The following is a 21,467-nucleotide window of genomic DNA, read 5'->3' as shown; positions in this document are numbered from 1 at the left end:
CGCGCTCAGCCTTTGCTTTGCGACTGCGACTGCGACTGCGTTTGCGATTGCATCGGCGGTTCCGGCGCGATCGGCAACAGAAAGTCGCGGCTCACACGGCCTGCGAGATCGTTCACGCGCGCGAGGAAATCCACGAGATAAGCGTGCAATCCGCCTTTCAGGATGTCGACGATGCGCCCGTTCTTCAGTTCCGAACTCAATTGCGCGGCGAGCCTCGCCGCTTCCGTATCCCGCCCTTTCGTCACGTGGCCGATCAACTGCTCCACTTCTGCGATGCTCGCTGCAAGGGAACGCGGCCAGTCGCCATAAAGAATCAGCAGCCCCGCCACGCGTTCGGGCGTAATGACATCGCGATAAACGCGGCGATACACCTCAAAACCCGATACCGAACCGAGCACCGCCACCCAATGGTGATAATCGAACGGCTGTGCGGAAGTATCCGCGCGCTGTTCCATCATTTCAAACTTGACGTCGAGAATGCGCGCTGTATTGTCCGCCCGTTCGATGAAAGTGCCGAGACGCATGAAATAGAACGCATCGTCCTTTACGAGCGTGCCGAGCTGCACGCCGCGCGAAAGATGCGAGCGGAACTTCACCCATTCGAAGAACGTATAGGGTTCGCGCTCGAGAATGCCGTCGGCAAGCATGCGCTGACAGTCGAGCCACGTCGTGTTGAGCGATTCCCATAACTCGCTGTTGGTCGAACTGCGCACGGCCCGCGCATTTTCGCGTGCAGCACGCAAACAACTGACGATGGACGAAGGATTCGACAGATCGCGGGCCATGAAGTCGATCACGTCGCGGCTTTTCATGCCGTGATGCGCGGCTGAATAAATTCCGCTCAATTCCGATATCGACAACATCGCGCGCCATCCCAGTTCCGCATACTCATCGGACTGCGGCAAAAGCGAGAGCTGATAGTTCGCATCGAGCATCCGGGCGGTGTTTTCGGCGCGTTCGGTATAGCGCGCCATCCAGAAGAGATGATCCGCGGTACGGCTCAGCATGGGTGATCCCGGTTGTTTGTCGTTGTCTTTGGTGACGCAGCGCTTTATTTATGACTGACCTCAGCGCTCGAGTACCCACGTATCTTTTGTGCCACCGCCTTGCGATGAATTCACGACGAGCGAACCTTCCCGCAATGCAACCCGCGTCAGGCCTCCCGGCACCATTCGCACTTCAGTGCCCGATAGCACGAACGGACGCAGATCGATGTGACGCGGCGCGATTCCTGTCTCCACATATGTCGGACAGGTGGAAAGTGCGAGCGTCGGCTGCGCGATGTACTTCTCCGGATGCGCTTCGAGCACAGCACGAAACTCGGCAATCTGCGCCGCGGTCGAAGCCGGGCCGACCAGCATGCCGTAACCGCCCGCGCCATGCGTCTCCTTTACGACGAGTTCGGGAAGATGGTCGAGCACATACTTCAGATCATCTGGCTTGCGGCACATCCACGTCGGCACATTGTTGAGAATCGGCTCTTCGCCGAGATAAAAGCGCACCATGTCCGGCACATACGGATAGATCGATTTATCGTCCGCGATGCCCGTCCCCACCGCGTTGCATAACGAGACGTTACCCGCGCGGTATGCACCGATCAAACCGGGCACGCCGAGCGCGGAATCCGGCCGGAACACGAGCGGGTCGAGAAAGTCATCGTCGATGCGGCGATAGATCACGTCGACGCGCTGCGGCCCTTGTGTCGTACGCATATACAGATAATCGTTCCCGACAAAGAGATCCTGCCCTTCGACGAGTTCGACACCCATCTGCTGCGCCAGAAACGCGTGCTCGAAATAAGCCGAGTTATACATCCCCGGTGTCATCACGACGATGGTCGGATTTTCGACTGCCGCGGGCGCGGCCGCGCGCAAGGTATCGAGCAGCAAGTCCGGATAGTGCGCCACCGGCGCCACGCGATTGCGCGCGAATAGATCGGGAAATAGCCGCATCATCATCTTGCGGTTTTCGAGCATGTACGAAACGCCCGATGGCACGCGCAAGTTATCTTCGAGCACATAAAACTCACCCTGCCCGGCTCGCACGATATCGATGCCCGCGATGTGCGCGTAAATATCGCGCGCAACATCGACGCCACGCATCTCGGGACGATATTGAGCGTTGCCGAGTATCTGCGCCTCGGGAATGATGCCCGCGCGAATGATGTCCTGCTGATGATAGATATCGTGGATGAAGCGGTTGAGCGCGTTCACGCGCTGCCGCAGGCCGCGCTCCAACGCGCGCCATTCATCGGCGGGGAAGATGCGCGGAATGACATCGAATGGAATCGTGCGCTCCGGAATGATGCCGGGCAGATCGCTCGTTCCGTAGACCGCGAAGGTTATGCCGACACGCCTGAAGTTGAGATCCGCTTCGGCGCGTTTGAGATCGATCTGCTGCTCGCTTTGAGCGGAAAGCCAGGCCATGAAATCGCGGTAATGCGAGCGTGGATCACCCACGCCGCGAAATGCCACCGCCGGCAACCCGCGCGCCTCCAGATCGCTGCGCTCGAACATCTCGTTGAAGAATGCTTGCGTCATAGCCGGTCTTCCAAATGAAGTGCATGCCGGGGCGTCGATTCCCCTTCGCTCGTATTCCTGGTTGCACTCGCAAACGCTTGAAGAGCCCGAAAGACGCGACGTACCCGGCCGCATGGTACGTCGATAGGCGACCTCGAAGCGCGATGCTCACTTATCCGTCACACCATTGCTGTGTGAAGCATCGATTGCGCGGGCAGCCCAGTGCCGATGCAGAAAAAGCAACTTCGATGCCAATGATTAATGCGGTTCGCCTCCTTATATAAAGCACGCTTCGAATACGCCGTCGTCGCGATCTTTTGCACCAAAACAGCGCATCGCTGCCGGACAATGCACGTGCGTTGGATAAACTTCATGCTGCATCGAGGTGCGCGAATGACAGAAGCTTCCTACGGCGCCGGTATGATAGGCGTCTTACTGCACGTCAATCACGCTTATGAACACGCCCTCTGAAGCAACACCCCGTCCCGCACTGCGCGAACTCACGCCGCTTGAAGCCCGCGTGCTCGGCGTGCTCGTCGAGAAACAGCATACCGTGCCTGACACCTATCCTCTTTCGTTGAATTCCCTAACCGCGGGATGCAATCAGAAGACCGCACGCGCCCCGGTGATGAGCGTAAGCGAGGACGAAGTGCTGACGACGATCGATGGCCTTAAACGCCTGAGTCTCGTCATCGAAGGCAGCAGCAGCCGTGTGCCGCGCTTCGAACATAACGTGAACCGCGTGCTCGGCGTGCCGAGTCAGTCAGTCGCGCTACTTGCCACGCTATTCCTGCGGGGCCCGCAAACCGCGGCGGAGTTGCGCGCGAACAGTGCGCGGCTGCATTCGTTCGCGGATATATCATCGGTCGAGAGCTTTCTGGATGAACTCGCCGCGAATGATCCGCCGCGTGTTGTGAAGCTGCCGCGCACACCGGGCGAGCGCGAAAGCCGCTGGATGCATCTGCTTTGCGGCGAAGTAAGCTTGAGCGATTTGCCTTCGCGCGAAACTCAAGGCGGCGAATCTTATTCCCTTTCCGAATTCGAAGCGTTGAAGTCCGAGCAAAAGCGCCTTGCTCATGAAGTCACGCAATTGCGCGCAATGGTTCAGCAAATGGCAAGCGAACTGGGCATCACGCTCGATCAATCGTCGCCCGATGCCTGAACGATGGAAGCGCCGCTGATTCCGGCATCGCTCGTGTTCCGTCACGGAACCCCGTATTCGCCGCGTCACGACGACATCTATCACAGCGCGGCGGGCGCGCTGGCTCAGGCGCGCCATGTCTTTCTCGATGGCAATGACTTGCCCGCGCGCTGGCGCGGCAAGCATCGCTTCACGGTGCTCGAGACCGGCTTTGGCATGGGCATCAATTTCCTTGCGACGTGGGCCGCGTGGCTCGGCGATGCACATCGGCCGCCGACGCTCGAATACGTATCGATAGAAAAGCATCCATTCCGCGCAGACGATCTACGCGCGGCGCACGCGGCGATCATCGACGATGCCGCTATCGCGCCACTGGCCGACGCGCTCATTCGCGCATTGCCTCTGCTCGAAGGCGGCGTGCATCGGCGAACGTTCGTTGCCGGCGCGGTCAGGTTGACGCTTGGCTATGGCGACGCCGCCGACTTCTTGCCACGCCTGGCCGATCATGGCGTTGCAGCGGACGCCATCTATCTCGATGGCTTTGCGCCAGCCAAGAATCCGGACATGTGGACGCCCGCCGTATTCGCTTCGCTGGCGCGCATGGCAAAAGACGACGCAACCTTCGCCACGTTCACCAGCGCGGGCATTGTCAAACGCGCACTCATCGAAAGCGGATTCGAATATCGCAAGCTTGCAGGCTTCGGCGGCAAGCGCGCGATGCTCGCCGGCATGCGAGCGAGTTCTCCGCGCGTCATAACTTCGTAAGCATGGATCGCGCTTTTTGAAGGCATGAAATGACCAAAGCTATCGGCGATTCGTCGAATTCGGCGGACGCGGAAAGCCTTGCGTAAGCATCGATTGGCACAAGCCCTTTCCGTCTCTTAGGCATCCGGCAATAAAAGCGAATTAGTTGGATAATGCGCAGCCGTTCGCGGCGCGGCGCTCACTCGCATCGGCAGAACATTCGCGGAGGCCGCGCGCCGGCAAGTTCTTATCAGCGCCGATTCACGAGGAGAATAGCTTTGGAATCCGATAACGATGCGCCCCGTGGCCCATTGCTTGGGGTTGCGCTTTTGATACCCTACGTCGCACTGCTTTGGCTGCCGTTCTATAACGACACACGGCCTTCCTTCGCGGGCTTTCCGTTTTTCTATTGGTATCAGTTCTTGTGGGTGCCGCTCACTTCGCTCCTGCTTTACATCGTGCACAGGGGCCTGAAATGAACGATCTCACGCCAGTCGATCCGGTCGCGATGACCATCTTCATCGCGTTCTTCGTGCTCGTGACCGTCGTCGGCTTCTTCGCCGCGCGCTGGAAGCGAGGCGATCTCACACAGCTTCACGAATGGGGCCTCGGCGGCCGCCAGTTCGGCGTATTGATTTCATGGTTTCTCGTCGGCGGCGATTTCTATACGGCCTATACCGTGATTGCCGTCCCGGCACTTGTGTATTCGGTCGGCGCGTATGGCTTCTTTGCACTGCCCTATACGATCATCGTCTATCCGTTCGTGTTTGCGGTGATGCCCAAGCTGTGGAAGATCGCCCATGCGAAAAATCACATCACGGGCGCAGATTACGTGCAGGGCGAATACGGCGGCAAATGGTTTCCTGCTGCGGTGGCGATCACGGGCATCGTCGCAACGATGCCCTATATCGCGCTTCAGCTCGTCGGCATGCAAGTTGTCATCAAGGGCCTCGGCGTGACGGGCGAACTGCCGCTCATCATCGCATTCGTGATTCTTGCGCTTTATACCTATACGAGCGGCCTGCGCGCCCCCGCGATGATCGCCTTCGTGAAGGACATCATGATCTATATCGTCGTGATCGCGGCGGTATGGCTGATTCCTTTGAAGCTGGGCGGTTACGCGCATGTATTCGATTCGGCCGATCAATACTTCAAGGCGAAAGGTGGCCCGACGGGCATCATTCTCAAGCCGGGACAATTCACGGCTTATGCATCGCTCGCGCTCGGCTCCGCGCTCGCCGCATTCATGTATCCACATACGATGACGGCGGTGCTCTCGTCTTCATCCGCGATGACGGTGCGCAAGAACGCCATCTTCCTGCCAGCCTATACGCTGCTTCTGGGCTTGATCGCGCTGCTGGGCTACATGGCGATCGCGGCGGGCGTGCATGTGAAGTCGGCATCGGATGTCGTGCCGGCGTTGTTCGGCACGCTGTTTCCCTCGTGGTTCGTGGGCTTCGCGGCTGCGGCTATCGCGATCAGCGCACTCGTGCCGGCGGCGATCATGTCGATCGGCGCAGCGAATCTGTTCACCCGTAACTTGTGGCGTCCACTCGTATCGCCTGACATGTCATCCACGGCTGAAGCATCGACGGCGAAGCTCGTATCGCTCGTCGTGAAATTCGGCGCGTTGCTATTCATCGTGTTCCTGCCGACACAGTATGCGATCGACCTGCAGTTGCTCGGCGGCGTATGGATTCTGCAGATATTCCCGGCCATCGTGTTCACGCTCTATACGCGCCGATTGACCACGCCCGGCCTATCTCTGGGTTGGCTGTTCGGTATCGTGCTGGGCACCGGTCTCGCGATCTCGCAAGGCCTCAAGCCGGTTTATGTCGTCCATCTCGGTGATGCTTCGTGGCCGGTCTATATCGGCCTGATTGCACTCGTCGTGAATGTCATCGTCACGTATCTCGTATCGCTCGTCACTCGGCGCAGCCTAGTGCCCGCTGCTTAAAAACTCGCGCTTTAACGATGCCTGGTGCTTTATCGCGCCGGGCATCGTTTATCAAGGCAGTGATACCATCAGCGTCGGACCCTTTCTCGACGCAACGCGTGTCATGAACGCTAGCGAAAACACTCCAATGTCGTCTTCGATCGCGAACTCGGTTTTCGCGCAAGACAAGCTCTCTATCGGCATCACGCTGCCGATCACGCGCGATAACGAGAGCGTCGTCGACTACAGCGAACAGCTATCGCTGGCGCGGCTGGCCGACCGGCTCGGCTTTCGTGCGCTCTGGGTCCGCGACGTGCCGCTCAATAGTATCGAGTATCCCGATCCGGTCGGACATCTCGACCCTTGGGTGCTGCTCGGCGCGCTGGCATCGAACACGGAACGCATTGCGCTCATCAGCGGCGCAATCGTGCTGACGCTCAGACATCCCCTTCATGTCGCCAAAGGCGCAATCTCCGTCGACGCCCTGTCTCGGCAACGCTTCATACTGGGCGTCGGTTCAGGCGATCGTCCACCGGAATACGCCGCGTTCGGCCGCGATCCGGATACACGGCGCGATCTGTACAGGCAACATTGGGAAACGCTCGCCGCTGCCGTCACCGTGCCCTCGCGCGTGATCCCCGATCATGCACCTGGAGGCGCGCCCGACTTCTATCTTTTGCCTCGCCATAACACTTCCATTCCAATGCTCGCCGTCGGTTCGGGCGGCCAGAGCGTCGACTGGATTGCGCGTCATTCGCTTGGCTGGATGACTTATCATCGCGAGCCGCAAGCTCAGCGCGGGCGATATAGCATGTGGCGTGCTGCGGTCGATCGCGCGACGTCCGGCGCTTTTCGTGCATTCGGCGTCGCAATGCGGCTCGATCTCAGCGAAGATGCGAACGAACCCGCTGTCGACATATCGCTCGGCTATCGCACGGGACGTCGCGCGCTCGTTACGCTCTTGCGCGAGATGCGCGAGAACGGAACGCATCATGTGACGCTCAACATCACATCGGAACGACGAGCCGCGCGCGATATCATCGAAGAAGTCGCCGCACATGTTCTTCCCGAGTTTCATTGCTGAATCCGTCTGCCATTCACGACATAGCCATGACCGCACTCGACGCAAAGTCCGTCTCAACGCCCGATAAGGATATTGTTTCGCTCGAAGCTATCGCGCTGACTCGAGCAATTCATGCGCGCGACGTCTCGTGCGTCGAAGTGATGAACGCCTATCTAGCGCAAATCGATCGCTTCAATCCTGTCGTGAATGCGATCGTTGCGATGCAAGATCGCGATGCACTACGCTCTCTCGCCGCCGAGCGCGATGCACAGCTATCCCGCGGAGAGAGCCTTGGACCTCTGCATGGCTTTCCACAAGCGCCCAAAGATATCCTTCCCGTCGCGGGAATGGTCACGACGAAAGGCTCTCCTCTCTATGCAGGCGAACTTTCGAAGATGGATGCCGTCATCTTCGAGCGCATGCGCAACGCGGGCGCGATATTCATTGGCCGCACTAATTCGCCGGAATTCGGCTTGGGCGGACATACCTATAACCCGGTGTACGGGACCACGCGCAACGCCTTCGACCAATCGCGTTCGGGCGGCGGAAGCAGCGGCGGCGCGGCGGTTTCCGTCGCGTTGCACATGCTGCCCTTCGCGGACGGCACCGACATGATGGGCTCACTGCGCACGCCCGCTGCATTCAATAACGTCTTCGGCTTTCGCACGACGCCAGGATGCGTGCCGTATGCGCCAAGCGACGACGTCTTCTTCCAGCAATTCAGCGTCGCCGGGCCGATCGCGCGAACCATTCCCGATCTGGGACTATTGTTGTCGGTACAGGCCGGCTTCGACGTCCGCGCGCCTCTTTCACGCAGAAACGACAAGCCCGCTGACTTCGCGAACGCGCTCGAGCGCGATGTGCGCGGCACGCGTATTGGCTGGCTCGGCGACCTGAACGGACATCTGCCGATGGAAGCGGGTTTGATGGAGACGTATCTATCGGCGCTGCGTCACTTCGAAACGGCGGGCTGCATCGTGGAGGCTGCCGATATCGACTTTGATCTCGACTGTCTATGGAAAGCCTGGATCGATTTGCGCAGCCTTACCTTCTCCGGCACCAATGCGCCGCTTTATCGCGACGCCGCCAAGAGAAAGTTGCTCAAACCGGAAGCGGTATGGGAGATTGAACGAGGTCTGAAGTTATCGGGAGAAGATGCGTCCCGTGCAATTCGCGATCGGACGGCCTGGTATCAGGCAATCAATGCGCTATTCGATCGTTTCGACTATCTCGTGTTGCCTTCGGCGCAGGTCTTTCCGTTTGATGCGGACTTGGACTGGCCGCATGTTATCGACGGCCGCGAGATGGATACCTACCATCGCTGGATGGAGAACGTCGTTCCGGCGACGATGGCATCGCTGCCCGCGCTAAGCGCGCCAGCCGGATTGGGTGCCGGCGGCTTGCCGGCCGGATTGCAAATCATTGGACCGACGCAAGGCGATCTTGGCGTATTGCAGATCGGGCTTGCTTATGATCGGGCAAGCGGTTTTTCCCGCGTGCGCAGTCCCTTGCTCGCCTAAGCCTTCCCTTACCTTTAGGCAGCGGCGTTCCGTGCACTCTTTCTTTTGCGCGCGCCGTTCTTGCTTGCAGCACCATTGATCAGATACACGCTGCGGTCAGGCGCATCCTTGATCCAAGCGGGCGGACGAGCATGTCCGCTCCAGGTGGCGCCCGATTCCGGGTCGCGATATTTCGGCGGCAACTTGGACTTGGTCGCTCCTTTTCTGGAAACGGCCGATTGACCAGAACCCGCAGGACGGCCGCGTGTTTTTCGCGTGCCTGAACCGGCCTTGGCGAGATCGGCAATGGTCAAGCCGAACTCGTCCATCATTGCCCGAATTTTGGCGATGACCTCGATCGACTTTCTTTCCCGCAATACATCCGCGCGACGCTGCAATTTCTGAATCCAACTGTGCCAATGTGGCCATAACTCCTCCCATGGATTTCTGCAAGCGGCGAATGGAATGAGCAATGTAATGCGTCCGCGCGACGCACGATTGCCATCCTTTGCAGATCTTATATTGATAACGCCCAAGCCAAGCGCTCTTGCAAGAAAAACGCAGATGTCGTTAGCGCGCTCGCAGATACACCTGAACTTGAACGAGCTTGGTCATCGTCCGCTCATCAGACGATACGCGATATCGCATCCGTTCGAATCATCAAGGCAGTTCGCGCATGGCCACAGACGCGTGCTTCGCGCACGCGTCTCGCGGACGAAAGCCGATCACTCGGAAACGAGGCTCGCTTCCTGTTCAGCCGGAGTGAGCGCAAGCGCCAGAATCATTGCGCCGCTATTGAGCGGGACCGAACTGCCGACACGCCTCGGCCTATAAACAGGCTGTCCGCGCCTGATCGCCTGACCGCTCAAGGCACACGTTCCGCGCTTGCGGGCAGTGCAAAGGGCCCAGACCTGCTCCGAGTAATTGAACGACGTGGGATCGTGCCAGGAAAGCGAGAGCGTCGATTCGCTCAAGCGCTCCAGCACGCGAATATTGACGCAATGCCCGTCGGTGGATCCGATGCATGCGGTCTTGCCTTGGACATTCCGTACGAGCGGTCGTGTCATCAGTGAGAGCTTCTCGTTCGCTTCCGAAGGGCGGTTCGGAAGGCTGTCGAGCATTGCCAGGGTACGGCTCCAGGGATCCATCAACGATGGATGCTTCATGTTCCGCTCCTGCTGGCGACAACGCCCGCCGCAACAGAAGCCGCGTGAACGTTGCCGGTGAAGTTCCGGGAATGCGCCGCACGACCCGCTTGCTGATGCGGTGTGCCGCGCCGCTTCGGATGATCGTTCCTAGAGTAGTACACCTGAGCATGCTTTTCTTTTCATTTTTCATGGACATTCATGGACAACCGCGCCAGTCCTGCCGGTATGGGATCTCGCGCGGCGTCGAATCCCGCAGGTTGCACCTCAGACTACTCCGCAAATCTTTAACGTCGGTGAACGCCGAATACGAACGTTCGATTCATTCATATGAAGTTTGTCCCCCGCGTTGGAACCGCCTTGAAGCGAAAAACGCCTGCTTCTGGCCGTTTGCGCACGTTTCGCGCTCATTCGAGGATTCGCGAGTTCACCAAATTCTGACACAATAAAATTCAGCGAAACGTATCTCTCCTGCCGAACCATGACGAGCAAGCTCCTGATCCATGCCACTATTTCGGCGGACCGCGCCTCCGTCAGCTTCGTCGCGTTCTCTCGCGAGCAGGCCATTCAATGCAACATCACGCGCAAGGCGTTGGAACAGTGCTTTTGGGCACCGACAGGAGCAAGCGACGAGCGCTTGCTAAAAGCCCTGAGCGATGGTTATGAGCGCATCAGTGCACGTGTGCATCGCAAATTCCTCGCGCATCCATCCAGTTCGATTCACCTGGATGTCATCGATTTTTCTTCCTGACCCATACACTCACTGCGTCGCCTTGCGCATCTTCGTCACGTCCGATGCCTGCACAGCCGGCGTGCCGTTGTTCCACGCGCCCCGGATGAAAGTGAGTACGTCCGCGATCTGCTGATCGTTCAGCACGGGTGCATAGCGCGGCATCGGGTAAGGCGCGGGCACGCCGCCGATAACCAGATCGCCGGTGCCGTTCAGCGTCACGTTGATCAGCGACGATGCATCCTTTTCCAGAACGTTTGGATTGCCCGCGAGCGGCGCAAGCATGGGTGCGAAGCCACGACCGTCCGCACCATGACAGTGCAAGCAATAGGCGGTATAGACCCGCGCTCCCGAATCCGATGCGGCCGGACGCGACAAGGACACTTTCGTCGCTTTGGGATCATATGAATAGCGCGGTCCACCATTGCCCCCCGACGCGGGCAACGACTTCAAATAACGCGCCATCGCGGCAAGATCGTCGTCACTCAACATCTGCGTGCTGTTGTTGACGACGCTCGTCATCGAGCCGAATGCAGACGCGTGCGCGTTCGCGCCCGTCTTGAGAAAGCTGGCAATGTCCTGCTCCGACCAGCGCCCGAGGCCGGTATTGTGCTCGCCCGTCAGGTTGGAAGCGAACCAGTTATCGAGCAAGCCGCCCGTCAAATAGGCGCTATTGCTTTCGTCGAGTCCTTTTTCCTGAAATGCGATGCCCCGCGGCGTGTGGCATGAGCCGCAATGTCCGAGTCCCTGAATGAGATAAGCGCCACGATTCCACGCGACATCCTTTCCGGATTTGTTCTGATAAACGCCCTTTTCCAGAAAGACCGCGTTCCATAGCTTAAGCGGCCAGCGCATATTGAGCGGCCATTTCATGTCCGGCTCACGATTGGCCTGCTTGACGGGTGTGACGCCATGCATGAAATACGCGTAAAGCGCATGCATGTCCTCGTCGTTTATCTTTGCATAAGAAGGGTAAGGCATCGCCGGATAAAGGTTATGCCCATCCTTCGCAACGCCTTCGCGCAAGGCGCGCGCGAAGTCCTCTTCCGTGTAGCGGCCGATTCCCGTGTCCGGATCGGGCGTGATATTGGTCGTATAGATCGCGCCCAACGGCGTCATCATCGGCAAACCGCCTGCGAGCGGCTTGCCTTTTTGAGTCGAGTGACAAGCGACGCAATCGCCTGCTCGCGCGAGATAGGCGCCACGCGTGACGAGTGCATCGTCGGCTGCATGAGCCGAGGACGCCAATGCAAACAGCATCGCAAAGAGAGGCTTGAATGCGTTTTTCATGACGGGCTCCTCACGCGCTACGCAATTGATCGCCTACGGGCAAGCGCCTCAATCGCTTGCCCGTTGCGGCATGGATCGCATTCGTGATAGCCGGCGCAAGCGCCGCTGTGCCTGGTTCGCCGATGCCGCCAGGAGCTTCCGTGCTTTTGACGATATGCACCTCCACCGGCGGCGTTTCGTGAATGCGCAGCATTCGATAGTCGGTGAAATTGCTTTGTTCGACGCGTCCGTCCTTGATCGTGATTTCGCTATAGAGCGCGGCGGTAATGCCGAATATGATGCCGCCTTGCACTTGCGCTTCGACCGTATTGGGATTGACGACCATGCCGCAATCGACGGCGCACACGATGCGATTCACCTTCACCTCGCCGTCTTTGTCGACAGCGACATCCGCGACGATGGCGAAGAAACTGCCGAATGCGTGCATCACCGAAACGCCGCGCCCTTGTCCCTGCGGCACGGATTGCTGTCCCCAGCCCGCCGCCTGCGTCGCGACATCGAGCACGTTGCGTGCGCGCGGCGACTTGCCAAGCAGATCTCGCCGATACTTGACGGGGTCGACTTTCGCCTGCACGGCCAATTCGTCGATAAAGCTTTCCACGACGAACGTGCCACGCGTCGGTCCCACGCCGCGCCAGAATGCGGTGGGCACGTCATGCGGTTCGAGCCGCACATAGTCGACGAGCTGATTGGGCAAGTCGTACGGAAGATCGGATGCCACTTCGACGGCATCGGGATCGACACCATCCTTTACTGCCGGCGGCGCAAAACGCGCAAGCACAGACGACCCGACGATGCGATGCGTCCATGCAACCGGCTTGCCGTTGGCATCGAGTCCCGCAGATAACTTGTCGTAATAGCACGGCCGATACATGTCGTGCTGAATGTCTTCCTCGCGCGACCACGTTACTTTGACCGGAACGCCGAGCGCCTTGCCGATCTTGAGCGCCTGCGTGGCCATGTCGAATTCGAGCCGCCTGCCGAAGCCGCCGCCGAGCAAATGGTTATGCACATGAATCTTTTCCGCAGGCAATCCAGTCGCTTTCATTCCGGCATCGCGGATACGCGTGGGCACTTGCGTGCCAAGCCAAATATCGCAACCATCCGGGCGCACGTGCACCGTGCAGTTGATCGGCTCCATCGTCGCATGGGCGAGAAACGGCTGAACGTACACCGCATCGACGCGCGTCTTCGCATTGGCAAACGCATTGTCGACATTCCCTTCCTTACGCGCCACCGCGCCCGTGCGCTGCGATGCATTGGCCATGTCGTCGACGATCTGCTTCGTCGATACGTTGGCGCTCGCGCCTTCGTTCCATTGGATCTGCAAGGCAGCTGCGCCGCGTTTGGCGGCCCACGTATGATCGCCGATCACCGCGACGCCATTGTCGAACTTTACGATCTGACGCACGCCGGGAATCTTTTTCGCATTGCTGTCGTCGACGGATGCGAGCGTTCCGCCGAACACGGGGCAATTCACGATCGCTGCATACACCATGTCGGGTAAGCGCACATCGAGACCGAACATTGCAGTGCCATCGACCTTCTCTGGCGAATCGAGCCTTTTCGCCGGCGTGCCGACGATCTTGAAGTTATTCGGATCCTTTAATTTGATGTCTTGCGGAACGGGCAATTTCGCGGCCGCTTCGGCGAGCTCGCCATAACTCGCGCTACGTTCTCCCGATGCATGCATAACCTTGCCGCCTTGCGCCTGGCAAGACGATGGATCGCATTTCCATTCCTGCGCCGCCGCCGCGACGAGCATCATGCGTGCGGCCGCGCCCGCTTTGCGTAACGGCTCCCACGCATAGCGCACGGACGTCGAACCGCCTGTCAATTGACCGCCCAACAGCGGGTCCGTGAAAAGTTTTTCGTTCGGCGGCGCATGATCGATCGTGACGCTATCGAGCGGCACTTCGAGCTCCTCGGCTATCAACATGGGCAACGCGGTATAGACGCCTTGTCCCATTTCGACCTTCGGCATGATGAGCACGACCTTGCCGCTCTTGTCGATCTGCACGAACGCATTCGGTGCGAATACGCCTTCTTGCGCGGACTCGACGCCATCGCCTCCGATAACCGACTTGCCTTTGCCCTGATCCTGGCTCGCGGCCGGCAAGCTGAAGCCGATCAGCAATCCGCCGCTTGCAGCGACGCCGGCGGTCACGCCGAACTTCAGAAACCTGCGGCGCGACAATCCCGCGCGAGCCGCATGACGCCCCGCCTCGATCAATCCTTGCGACATGTCACGCCTCCTTTGCGGCCTGCTTGATGGCGGCGCGAATGCGGTGATAAGTGCCGCAGCGGCAGATGTTGCCCGCCATCGCGGCATCGATATCGGAGTCGTTGGGATCGGAGACTGTCGCGAGCAATGCCGCGGCGGACATGACTTGTCCAGACTGACAGTACCCGCATTGCACGACATCGAGCGAACGCCAGGCCGCTTGCACTTTCTTGCCGGCGGGTGTTTCGCCGATGCCTTCGATCGTCGTCACCTTGCGATCGCCAACGGCGGCAATCGGTAAAACGCATGAACGAACCGCGACGCCATCGAGGTGAACGGTACACGCACCGCATTGCGCAATGCCGCAGCCGAATTTGGTTCCTGTGAGTCCTACGATGTCGCGCAATACCCAGAGAAGCGGCATGTCGGGTGGCGCATCGACCGAATGATTCTGGCCGTTAATGGAAAGCGTGGTCATGAGCGCTCCGGCTTTTTGAGTGGTTTCAGCGGATATCGCAAATAGCCGACTGTGTGGGGCGCCAGTCGGTTTTAGGCATCGGGATTGTAGCGCCGCTTTAAAAATCGAGCTTGGATCGTGTAGCGCCTGCGGATAGCTTCGCTAATACGCATCGATTTGGTGCGCGGCCTTGAAGTAGTTCTTTGATTGCCTAAAACTCCGACTGCTCGCTCATTTGATTCTTTTGCTGGCCTGGGCTCGGATTCGAAGTGGATAAGCGCAAAGGACAGTTAGTTGCATCGCTAATCGATTGATACCGATTGATACGTTCGCCTAGCGTCGGCATCGTTTCGTTCAATAAAGCTCGCAAGCGCGCGACTCGCCTGAGATCGCGGTGATAACCAACCATACGTCTCTTCCGGCTGGCGCTACACCAACATCGAAGCGCTTGAGGCGCGCATCGGCATCGCCTAACGGACACGGCAATACCGCATAGCCGGCACCCGATGCGCACATCGTTGCCTGCGCATCGCGATTGTTGCTGCCGAAAACGATCTTCGCTTTAGGCGAAACACGCTCCTCGCCGCCGCGCCGAACGTACCGCTTCGCGCAGTCGCGAGAAAGATTCGCACGTCGCTCCATTCGAGATTCAATCAAGCCCCATCTAAACAATGACGACGATGAGACGCGATTCAATTCTCACTCAGCGCGCATCGTAGGGCTATTAGCAACGCGACATGTCGTTCGTCTTTACTCTTGAATCAACGAGACGAACGAAAAAGGTGACGTCATGGCGTCCCAGACAGAACTCAAGCGCTTTACCTCCAATCTCGCGGACGAACTCGACAGCGCCGCGCTCTACGACACGCTCGCACGAGCGGAAAAGCAGGACGACAAGCGGCGCGTCTATGCCGAGCTGGCCGAAGCGGAGCGCCGTCATGCGGACATATGGGCCGCGAAATTGCGCGCGAATGGCGTGTCCGTTCGAACGCATCGCATCAGCGCAAAAACGCGGATCATGCGTACGCTCGCACGCGCGTTCGGACCGGACTTCGTGTTGCGCTCGGTCGCCGCAAACGAAATGGCCGATCGCGATAAATATGCCGGCCAACCCGATGCCGCGCAGATGTCGGCGGAAGAGCGGCATCACGCGGATATCGTGCAGGAAGTCGCGAGTCGCAGCAAAGGGCTGAGTAAAGGCGGTGCGATCGCAGCGGCCGAGTCGTGGCATCGCGGCGTCGCATCGGGCAACGATTTACGTGCCGCAGTGCTCGGCGCGAACGATGGCCTCGTGTCGAACTTTTGCCTCATCATGGGCGTCGCGGGTGCAGGCAGCGATAGCAAAACGGTCCTGCTCACGGCGTTCGCGGGACTCATCGCGGGCGCGGCATCGATGGCGCTCGGCGAATGGCTCTCTGTCACGAATGCGCGCGAACTCGCGCGCACGCAAATCGCGCGGGAGAAGGACGAGCTCGATCATATGCCCGACGCGGAGCGGCATGAGCTCGCGCTCATCTATCAGGCAAAGGGCATCGATGCAGCCGAAGCGAAACGCGTCGCCGCGCAAATCATGCGCGACAAGGACAAGGCGCTCGACACGCTGACGCGCGAAGAACTCGGCCTCGATCCGCGCGAGTTGGGCGGCAATCCCTGGACGGCCGCGCTCGCATCGTTCACGTTGTTCGCCGTGGGCGCGATCATTCCGGCCATCGCCTTTCTTTGGGCAAGCGGTACGGAAGGCATCGTGCAATGCATCGTTTTGAGCGGACTCGGGCTTGCGGGCATCGGCGTGTTCACGTCGCTGTTCAATGGACGCGGCGCGCTGTTTTCCGCCGTGCGACAAGCGTTGATCGGAATGATCGCGGCCGCTTGCACATATGGAATCGGCAAGTTGCTGGGCGTGTCGCTTTCGTGAACGATGCGCCATGCAATGCAACGCATGGCGCATGGTTTTCACATCATCAGATCCTGAACGACTCGAACGTCTCCGGCGCGAACGCATGCATCGGAATCGCGACGCGCACGCCGGCAGTCGTTACGGCTTGAGCAGCACCTTGATCGAATCGAGCGAATTCGCGATCCTGATGGCTTCGTCCCACTCGTCGAGCGTGAAGCCATGCGTGACGATGCCCTTCGACGTGACGAGTCCGCGCGCGAGCAGATCGATCGCGATCGGATAGCAATACGGTCCGAGATGCGCGCCGCGCACGTCGAGCTCCTTGCGATCCCCGATGATCGACCAGTCGACGGTTGTATCCGCGCCGAACACGGAGAACTCGACGAAGCGGCCGAGCTTGCGAATCAGCTCCAGTCCTTGCGTAACGCCCGCAGGAACGCCGGTCGTTTCGATATATACGTCGCAGCCATAGCGATCGGTGATCGAGCGAATCGTTTCGAGCGCATCGTCGGTCTTCGGGTTGATCGTGATGTCCGCGCCGTACTCGCGCGCCAACGCGAGCCGCTCTTCGACGAGATCGATCACGACGAGCTTCTTCGGCGTCTTCAGATGCGCGACTTGCGTCATCATCAGACCGAGTGGCCCCGCGCCCGCGATCACAACGACATCGCTCAACTGGATATCGCCGCGATTTACCGTATGGATCGCGCACGCAAGCGGCTCGATGATCGCCGCATCTTCCAGTGAAATGCCGTCCGGAATCTTATGCACGATCGCCGTCGGCGGAAAGCGCATGTATTCGGCCATGCCGCCATCGGCGACTTCGCGCTGGAAGCCGAAGATGTTATGCACTTCGCACATCCAGTACTCGCCCGACTTGCAATAGCGGCATTTCGCACAAGGCACGATTTGCTCGGCAATCACGCGATCGCCCTTCTTCACGCCAAAATGTTCTTCCGCGCCCTCGCCCAGTTCTTCGACATAACCGAAGAACTCGTGTCCCGGAATGACCGGCGCCTTGACCCACGGATTCGGGCCGCCCCAGAACATCTTCGCGCCCGACCAGCATTTGCAATCGCTCGCGCAAATGCCGCATGCCGCAATGCGGATCACGAGTTCGTTTCTCGCCGCGCTCGGGCGTTGCACGCGTTCGACGCGATAGTCTTTCGGCGCGCGGCATACGATCGCGGTCATCTGTGAATCGGCCATTACAAGTCTCCGGTGTCGTTGATTGAATCGCGAAGCTAATCTCAGCGCGCCTGAAATCCGCCATCGACCAACAGGCTCACGCCGCTGACCATGCTCGAATCGTCGGAAAGCAGATAGGCAATCGTGCGCGCGACTTCCACCGGCTCCACGAAGCGGTTCATCGGAATGCGCGCAAGCATCGGTTCGGATTTTGCGGGATCGCTCCACGCTCTTTCACCCATCGGGGTCATCGTGACGGTCGGGAGCACCGCGTTCACGCGTATGCCGTGCGGGCCGAGCTCGTTGGCCATGACGCGCGTCATCGCGTCGAGTCCGCCTTTCGATGCGCAATACGACGCGTGCAGCGCGAAGCCCACATTCGCCGACAGGCTCGATACGTTCACGATCGAACCGCCCGCGCCACGCGCGATCATGTTCTTCGCGCACTCTTGCGCGACGATCATCGCTGCGCGCACGTTGACGTTCATCGTCAGATCGAAGGCTTCGACGGTCGTATCGAGAAACGGCTCCAACACCGCGATGCCCGCGTTGTTCACGAGCAGATCGACGGGCTGAACGGCGCGCGCCGCTTCGCGTGCGGCGTCGGCATCGGCGAGATCGGCGGCAATGATCTCGCAACCCGTCTCCTTCTTCAGCAGATCGAGATCGGCTGCGCTGCGGCTCAATGCAATGACACGCGCGCCACGCTCGATCAGCAGATGAACCGTTGCATGACCGATGCCCTTGCCCGCCCCCGTGACGAGCACGGTCTTGCCCGCGAATTCGCGATTTCTGTCGATGGTCGTCATGGTGTCCTCTTCAGGGCTCGTCGCACAGGCGTCTTGCGGTGTCCTCGTCGGTCACGAGCACGGATGGATAACGCCCGCGCAATGCCGCGCGCGTGACATGAAATTTCTTCTTGCCGCCGCTCACGAGAATCACGCGTTTGATCTTGCGCAGGTCGTCCAGCGTGATCGCCACGGTGCGTCGATTCAACGGATGATCGATCAGCTCCCCGTCTTCATCCATGAAGTGGCCGAGCATGTCGCCGACCGCGCCCGCCTTCTGCAACGTGCGCAATTGCTCCGGATTGTCAATGCCGTATGTCACGACGAGCGATTCCGTCAGATCGCCGCACGTCAGCAAGGCGAGATCGGCACTGCGCGCGAGTTCATAGGTCTCGCGCACGGTTTCTTCCTGCAGGATCACGTCGCGCGCTTTCTGGCTGCTCACGTAGATCGGCGCGGCGAACAGATAACTGTCGGCGCGGCAGATGTTCGCGAAGTCCGACACGATATCGAACGTATTGATACTCGGGCAATGCGACAGCCCGCCCTGCAGCGACACCGCCGACACCGCGCCGTACGTGCGCTGCGGCAGCGCGCGCAACACGGCGCGGATCGTGCGGCCCCAGCCGAGGCCGATAGTTTGCCCTGCAACTATCTGCCTCGCGAAGTACGACGCCGCGCCGATGCCGAGCGCCGCATTGTTCGCCTCGTTGTTCGCGCCGCTCGGCACGACCACCGCGCATTCGAGGCCGAAGCGTTTCGCGAGCGCTTCTTCCAGCGCGACGCATGGCACGATCTTGCTATTGATCGTGATCTGCACGAGGCCGGACTCGCGGCTCGCCGCAAGCAGCCGGTTCACGCGCACGCGATTGCTGCCGATGCGCTGCGCGATTTCCTGCTGCGTCAGATTGCCGACGTAGTAATGCCACGCGACGCGCGCCTGCAGTTCTTCTTCCGAATCGATGGAATCGTCCGCTTCCGCGATGGCGATGGGCGGTGCGCTCTTGCTCATGTTGTCCTGTTGTTCAATGAAAGGCCGCGCGATTTTATTTCACCGCGCCCATCGTGAGCCCTTGCACCAATCGCCCGGACACGGCCAGCGCGAACACGACCATGGGCAGCACGATCAGCGTGCCCGTCGCCATGATCTCGCCCCAGGGCAATTCATAACCGCTCATGTAGCTCGTTGCCGCAACCGGCGAGGTAATCGCGTCGCTGCGCGTGAGCACGAGCGCATAGAGCAGATCGTTCCACGAGAAGATGAACGCGAAGATCGCCGATACGACGATGCCCGGCATCGCGAGCGGCAGATTGATGCGCCAGAACACGCGCCACGGCGATGCGCCATCGAGACGCGCGGCTTCGTCGAGCTCGACGGGAATGTTGCGGAACTGGTCCGTGCAGATCCATACGACGATGGGCAGCGAGAACGTCAGATACAGCAGGATCAGCACGATATGCGTATCGACGAGATCGAGCTTCGTCGCGATCAGAAAGAACGGCACCGCGAGCACGACGGGGCTCACCATGCGGTTCGAGATGAACCAGAACCAGAGGTCTTCCTTGCCGCGAAATTCGTAGCGCGCGAGCGCATAAGCGGCTGGCGTGCCAAGCAGGATAGCGAGGACGGTCGTGCTGCTCGCGATGATGAGCGAGTTCAGCAGACTACTCGCGACGTCATGTTCGAACAGTGCCGCCGAGTAGTGATGAAACGTCGGCGAGAACAGCCATTTCGGCGGATACGCGAGCGCATCGGCCTGACTCTTGAGGCTCGTCGTGACCATCCAGTAGAACGGAAACACCGACGACATGAACACTACGACGAGGCCCAGAAAGTGCCATACAGTAGCGCGTTTTCTTGCCGCGCGCGCGCGCTTTGCGCGTTGCGTGCCTTGCATGCCTATCGAACTCACGCGGCCTCCCGATACACGAAGCGAATATAGAGACGCGACAGCACGATCGTCAGAATGAGCAGGATGATCGCCTGTGCGGAAGCCATGCCCTGATCGAAGAGACGAAAGCCGACGCGCTGGATATAGACGCTGATGAATTCCGTCGCGGCGCCGGGCCCGCCGCGCGTCATCGTGAAGACGGCGTCGAACATCTTCAGCATATCGGCGGAACGAAGAATAAGAATCGCAGTGAGACCCGGAAGAAGATACGGACGCTGCAGGTGCCACAAAATCATGCTCCACTTCGGCGTTTCGAGGCGCGCTGCTTCTTCGGCTTCCTTCGGCACCATCGAAAGCCCGGCGAGCAGGATCAGCGCGCAGAAGGGCGTCCATTGCCAGATATCCATGATCATCACGGAGACGAACGCGAGCGTCGGGTCCGCAAGCCAGTCCTGCGGCGGAATGCCGATGAGACCTGTCAGATAGTTCGCCACGCCGAACTGCCGATTGAATATCAGGCGGCCGATGAGCCCGACCACCGCATACGTCGTCGCCATCGGAATGACGAGACTCACGCGCGCCGCCGCCCGCATCCACGGCAGCTCCGTGCGATGCAACAGCAGCGCTGCAAAGAGTCCGAGCGCGACTTCGATCGGCAAGGTCACGCACAGGAACAATGCCGTGCGTCCGAGCGCTTCCCAGAAGGTCGGATCGGTCAGCGTCGCGATGTAGTTATCGACGCCGACGAACGGCGTGCCCGAGGCCAGGTCCGCGAGCTTGTATTGATGAAACGAGTTATAGAGCGCAAGCAGCAGCGGATAGATGCCGATGATCGCGAGCGCCGCGATCGCGGGTATCAGGAACCAGAAGGCGGGCGAACGCGGCAGGACGCCGAAGTAGCGCGCGGGCTTGCGCGGTCCGCGCGCATGCATTACAGGTGATGCCATTCGATCG

20 protein-coding genes are annotated in these 21,467 nt (G+C 59.7%); 8 read left to right on the top strand and 12 right to left on the bottom strand.

Features of this window, described 5'->3' with window-relative positions:
* Positions 1–5 precede the first annotated feature (5 nt).
* Both NCR93_RS20465 and NCR93_RS20460 read right to left on the bottom strand, forming a co-directional pair.
* Complete coding sequence (locus NCR93_RS20465) at positions 6–1,007, bottom strand: alpha-E domain-containing protein (protein ID WP_175980646.1); 1,002 nt, start codon at positions 1,005–1,007, stop codon at positions 6–8.
* 60 nt (positions 1,008–1,067) lie between these two features.
* Positions 1,068–2,540, bottom strand: a complete 1,473-nt coding sequence (locus tag NCR93_RS20460; protein ID WP_175980644.1) for a circularly permuted type 2 ATP-grasp protein — start codon at positions 2,538–2,540, stop codon at positions 1,068–1,070.
* 433 nt (positions 2,541–2,973) lie between these two features.
* Between NCR93_RS20460 and NCR93_RS20455 the strand changes: the two genes are divergently transcribed.
* From NCR93_RS20455 to NCR93_RS20430, 6 genes are all read left to right on the top strand, one after another.
* Complete coding sequence (locus tag NCR93_RS20455) at positions 2,974–3,681, top strand: YceH family protein (protein ID WP_175980642.1); 708 nt, start codon at positions 2,974–2,976, stop codon at positions 3,679–3,681.
* Between the two features lie 3 nt (positions 3,682–3,684).
* Positions 3,685–4,425: a tRNA (5-methylaminomethyl-2-thiouridine)(34)-methyltransferase MnmC2 gene (gene mnmC2, locus NCR93_RS20450; protein WP_175980640.1), complete on the top strand. Its 741-nt coding sequence runs from the start codon at positions 3,685–3,687 to the stop codon at positions 4,423–4,425.
* Positions 4,426–4,682: 257 nt separating this feature from the next.
* Complete coding sequence (locus tag NCR93_RS20445) at positions 4,683–4,883, top strand: DUF3311 domain-containing protein (RefSeq protein WP_175980638.1); 201 nt, start codon at positions 4,683–4,685, stop codon at positions 4,881–4,883.
* Positions 4,880–6,361 (top strand): monocarboxylate uptake permease MctP, encoded by a 1,482-nt coding sequence (gene mctP, locus NCR93_RS20440; protein WP_175980636.1) that lies wholly within the window; start codon positions 4,880–4,882, stop codon positions 6,359–6,361. The genes NCR93_RS20445 and mctP overlap by 4 nt, the downstream gene beginning before the upstream one ends.
* Positions 6,362–6,488: 127 nt before the next feature.
* The gene (locus tag NCR93_RS20435) at positions 6,489–7,424 is read left to right on the top strand and encodes an LLM class oxidoreductase (RefSeq protein WP_175980634.1); all 936 of its coding nucleotides are present in this window, start codon (positions 6,489–6,491) and stop codon (positions 7,422–7,424) included.
* A 26-nt stretch (positions 7,425–7,450) separates the two neighbouring features.
* Entirely contained in the window at positions 7,451–8,923 is a 1,473-nt protein-coding gene (locus NCR93_RS20430) for an amidase (protein WP_175980632.1), read from the top strand.
* Between the two features lie 14 nt (positions 8,924–8,937).
* Here NCR93_RS20430 and NCR93_RS20425 read toward each other — a convergent pair whose 3' ends face one another.
* Both NCR93_RS20425 and NCR93_RS20420 read right to left on the bottom strand, forming a co-directional pair.
* The gene (locus tag NCR93_RS20425; RefSeq protein WP_239294898.1) at positions 8,938–9,438 is read right to left on the bottom strand and encodes an H-NS histone family protein; all 501 of its coding nucleotides are present in this window, start codon (positions 9,436–9,438) and stop codon (positions 8,938–8,940) included.
* 189 nt (positions 9,439–9,627) lie between these two features.
* Positions 9,628–10,068, bottom strand: a complete 441-nt coding sequence (locus NCR93_RS20420) for a DUF3331 domain-containing protein (RefSeq protein WP_008347795.1) — start codon at positions 10,066–10,068, stop codon at positions 9,628–9,630.
* Positions 10,069–10,528: 460 nt separating this feature from the next.
* Between NCR93_RS20420 and NCR93_RS20415 the strand changes: the two genes are divergently transcribed.
* The gene (locus NCR93_RS20415; RefSeq protein ID WP_008347794.1) at positions 10,529–10,798 is read left to right on the top strand and encodes a DUF1488 family protein; all 270 of its coding nucleotides are present in this window, start codon (positions 10,529–10,531) and stop codon (positions 10,796–10,798) included.
* 9 nt (positions 10,799–10,807) lie between these two features.
* Here NCR93_RS20415 and NCR93_RS20410 read toward each other — a convergent pair whose 3' ends face one another.
* Genes NCR93_RS20410 through NCR93_RS20400 form a run of 3 tightly spaced genes read right to left on the bottom strand, consistent with a single transcriptional unit; the run spans position 10,808 to position 14,769 of the window.
* Positions 10,808–12,067, bottom strand: a complete 1,260-nt coding sequence (locus tag NCR93_RS20410; RefSeq protein WP_008347792.1) for a c-type cytochrome — start codon at positions 12,065–12,067, stop codon at positions 10,808–10,810.
* 10 nt (positions 12,068–12,077) lie between these two features.
* Positions 12,078–14,312, bottom strand: coding sequence for a xanthine dehydrogenase family protein molybdopterin-binding subunit (locus NCR93_RS20405; RefSeq protein WP_175980630.1), 2,235 nt, complete (start codon positions 14,310–14,312; stop codon positions 12,078–12,080).
* A 1-nt stretch (position 14,313) separates the two neighbouring features.
* The gene (locus NCR93_RS20400) at positions 14,314–14,769 is read right to left on the bottom strand and encodes a (2Fe-2S)-binding protein (protein ID WP_008347788.1); all 456 of its coding nucleotides are present in this window, start codon (positions 14,767–14,769) and stop codon (positions 14,314–14,316) included.
* 769 nt (positions 14,770–15,538) lie between these two features.
* Here NCR93_RS20400 and NCR93_RS20395 point away from each other — a divergent pair.
* Positions 15,539–16,663 carry a VIT1/CCC1 transporter family protein gene (locus NCR93_RS20395; RefSeq protein WP_008347784.1) on the top strand — a complete coding sequence of 375 codons (1,125 nt, stop codon included), beginning with the start codon at positions 15,539–15,541 and terminating at the stop codon, positions 16,661–16,663.
* Positions 16,664–16,783: 120 nt separating this feature from the next.
* Here NCR93_RS20395 and NCR93_RS20390 read toward each other — a convergent pair whose 3' ends face one another.
* The 5 genes from NCR93_RS20390 to NCR93_RS20370 are packed head-to-tail and all read right to left on the bottom strand — an operon-like array spanning position 16,784 to position 21,460.
* Positions 16,784–17,854, bottom strand: coding sequence for an alcohol dehydrogenase catalytic domain-containing protein (locus NCR93_RS20390; RefSeq protein ID WP_175980628.1), 1,071 nt, complete (start codon positions 17,852–17,854; stop codon positions 16,784–16,786).
* A gap of 41 nt (positions 17,855–17,895) precedes the next feature.
* Positions 17,896–18,642 carry an SDR family oxidoreductase gene (locus tag NCR93_RS20385; protein ID WP_008347780.1) on the bottom strand — a complete coding sequence of 249 codons (747 nt, stop codon included), beginning with the start codon at positions 18,640–18,642 and terminating at the stop codon, positions 17,896–17,898.
* Between the two features lie 10 nt (positions 18,643–18,652).
* Complete coding sequence (locus NCR93_RS20380; RefSeq protein WP_008347778.1) at positions 18,653–19,633, bottom strand: sugar-binding transcriptional regulator; 981 nt, start codon at positions 19,631–19,633, stop codon at positions 18,653–18,655.
* 34 nt (positions 19,634–19,667) lie between these two features.
* On the bottom strand, positions 19,668–20,519 hold the full coding sequence (locus tag NCR93_RS20375) for a carbohydrate ABC transporter permease (protein WP_008347776.1): 852 nt from the start codon (positions 20,517–20,519) through the stop codon (positions 19,668–19,670).
* Between the two features lie 11 nt (positions 20,520–20,530).
* Positions 20,531–21,460, bottom strand: a complete 930-nt coding sequence (locus tag NCR93_RS20370) for a carbohydrate ABC transporter permease (RefSeq protein ID WP_235366216.1) — start codon at positions 21,458–21,460, stop codon at positions 20,531–20,533.
* Positions 21,461–21,467 lie beyond the last annotated feature (7 nt).

The organism is Caballeronia sp. ATUFL_F1_KS39 (assembly GCF_023630985.1).
GTDB classification, from domain to species: domain Bacteria; phylum Pseudomonadota; class Gammaproteobacteria; order Burkholderiales; family Burkholderiaceae; genus Caballeronia; species Caballeronia zhejiangensis.
Note: the sequence above shows the minus strand (reverse complement) of the source record. Positions and strands in the feature narration are given on the sequence as shown.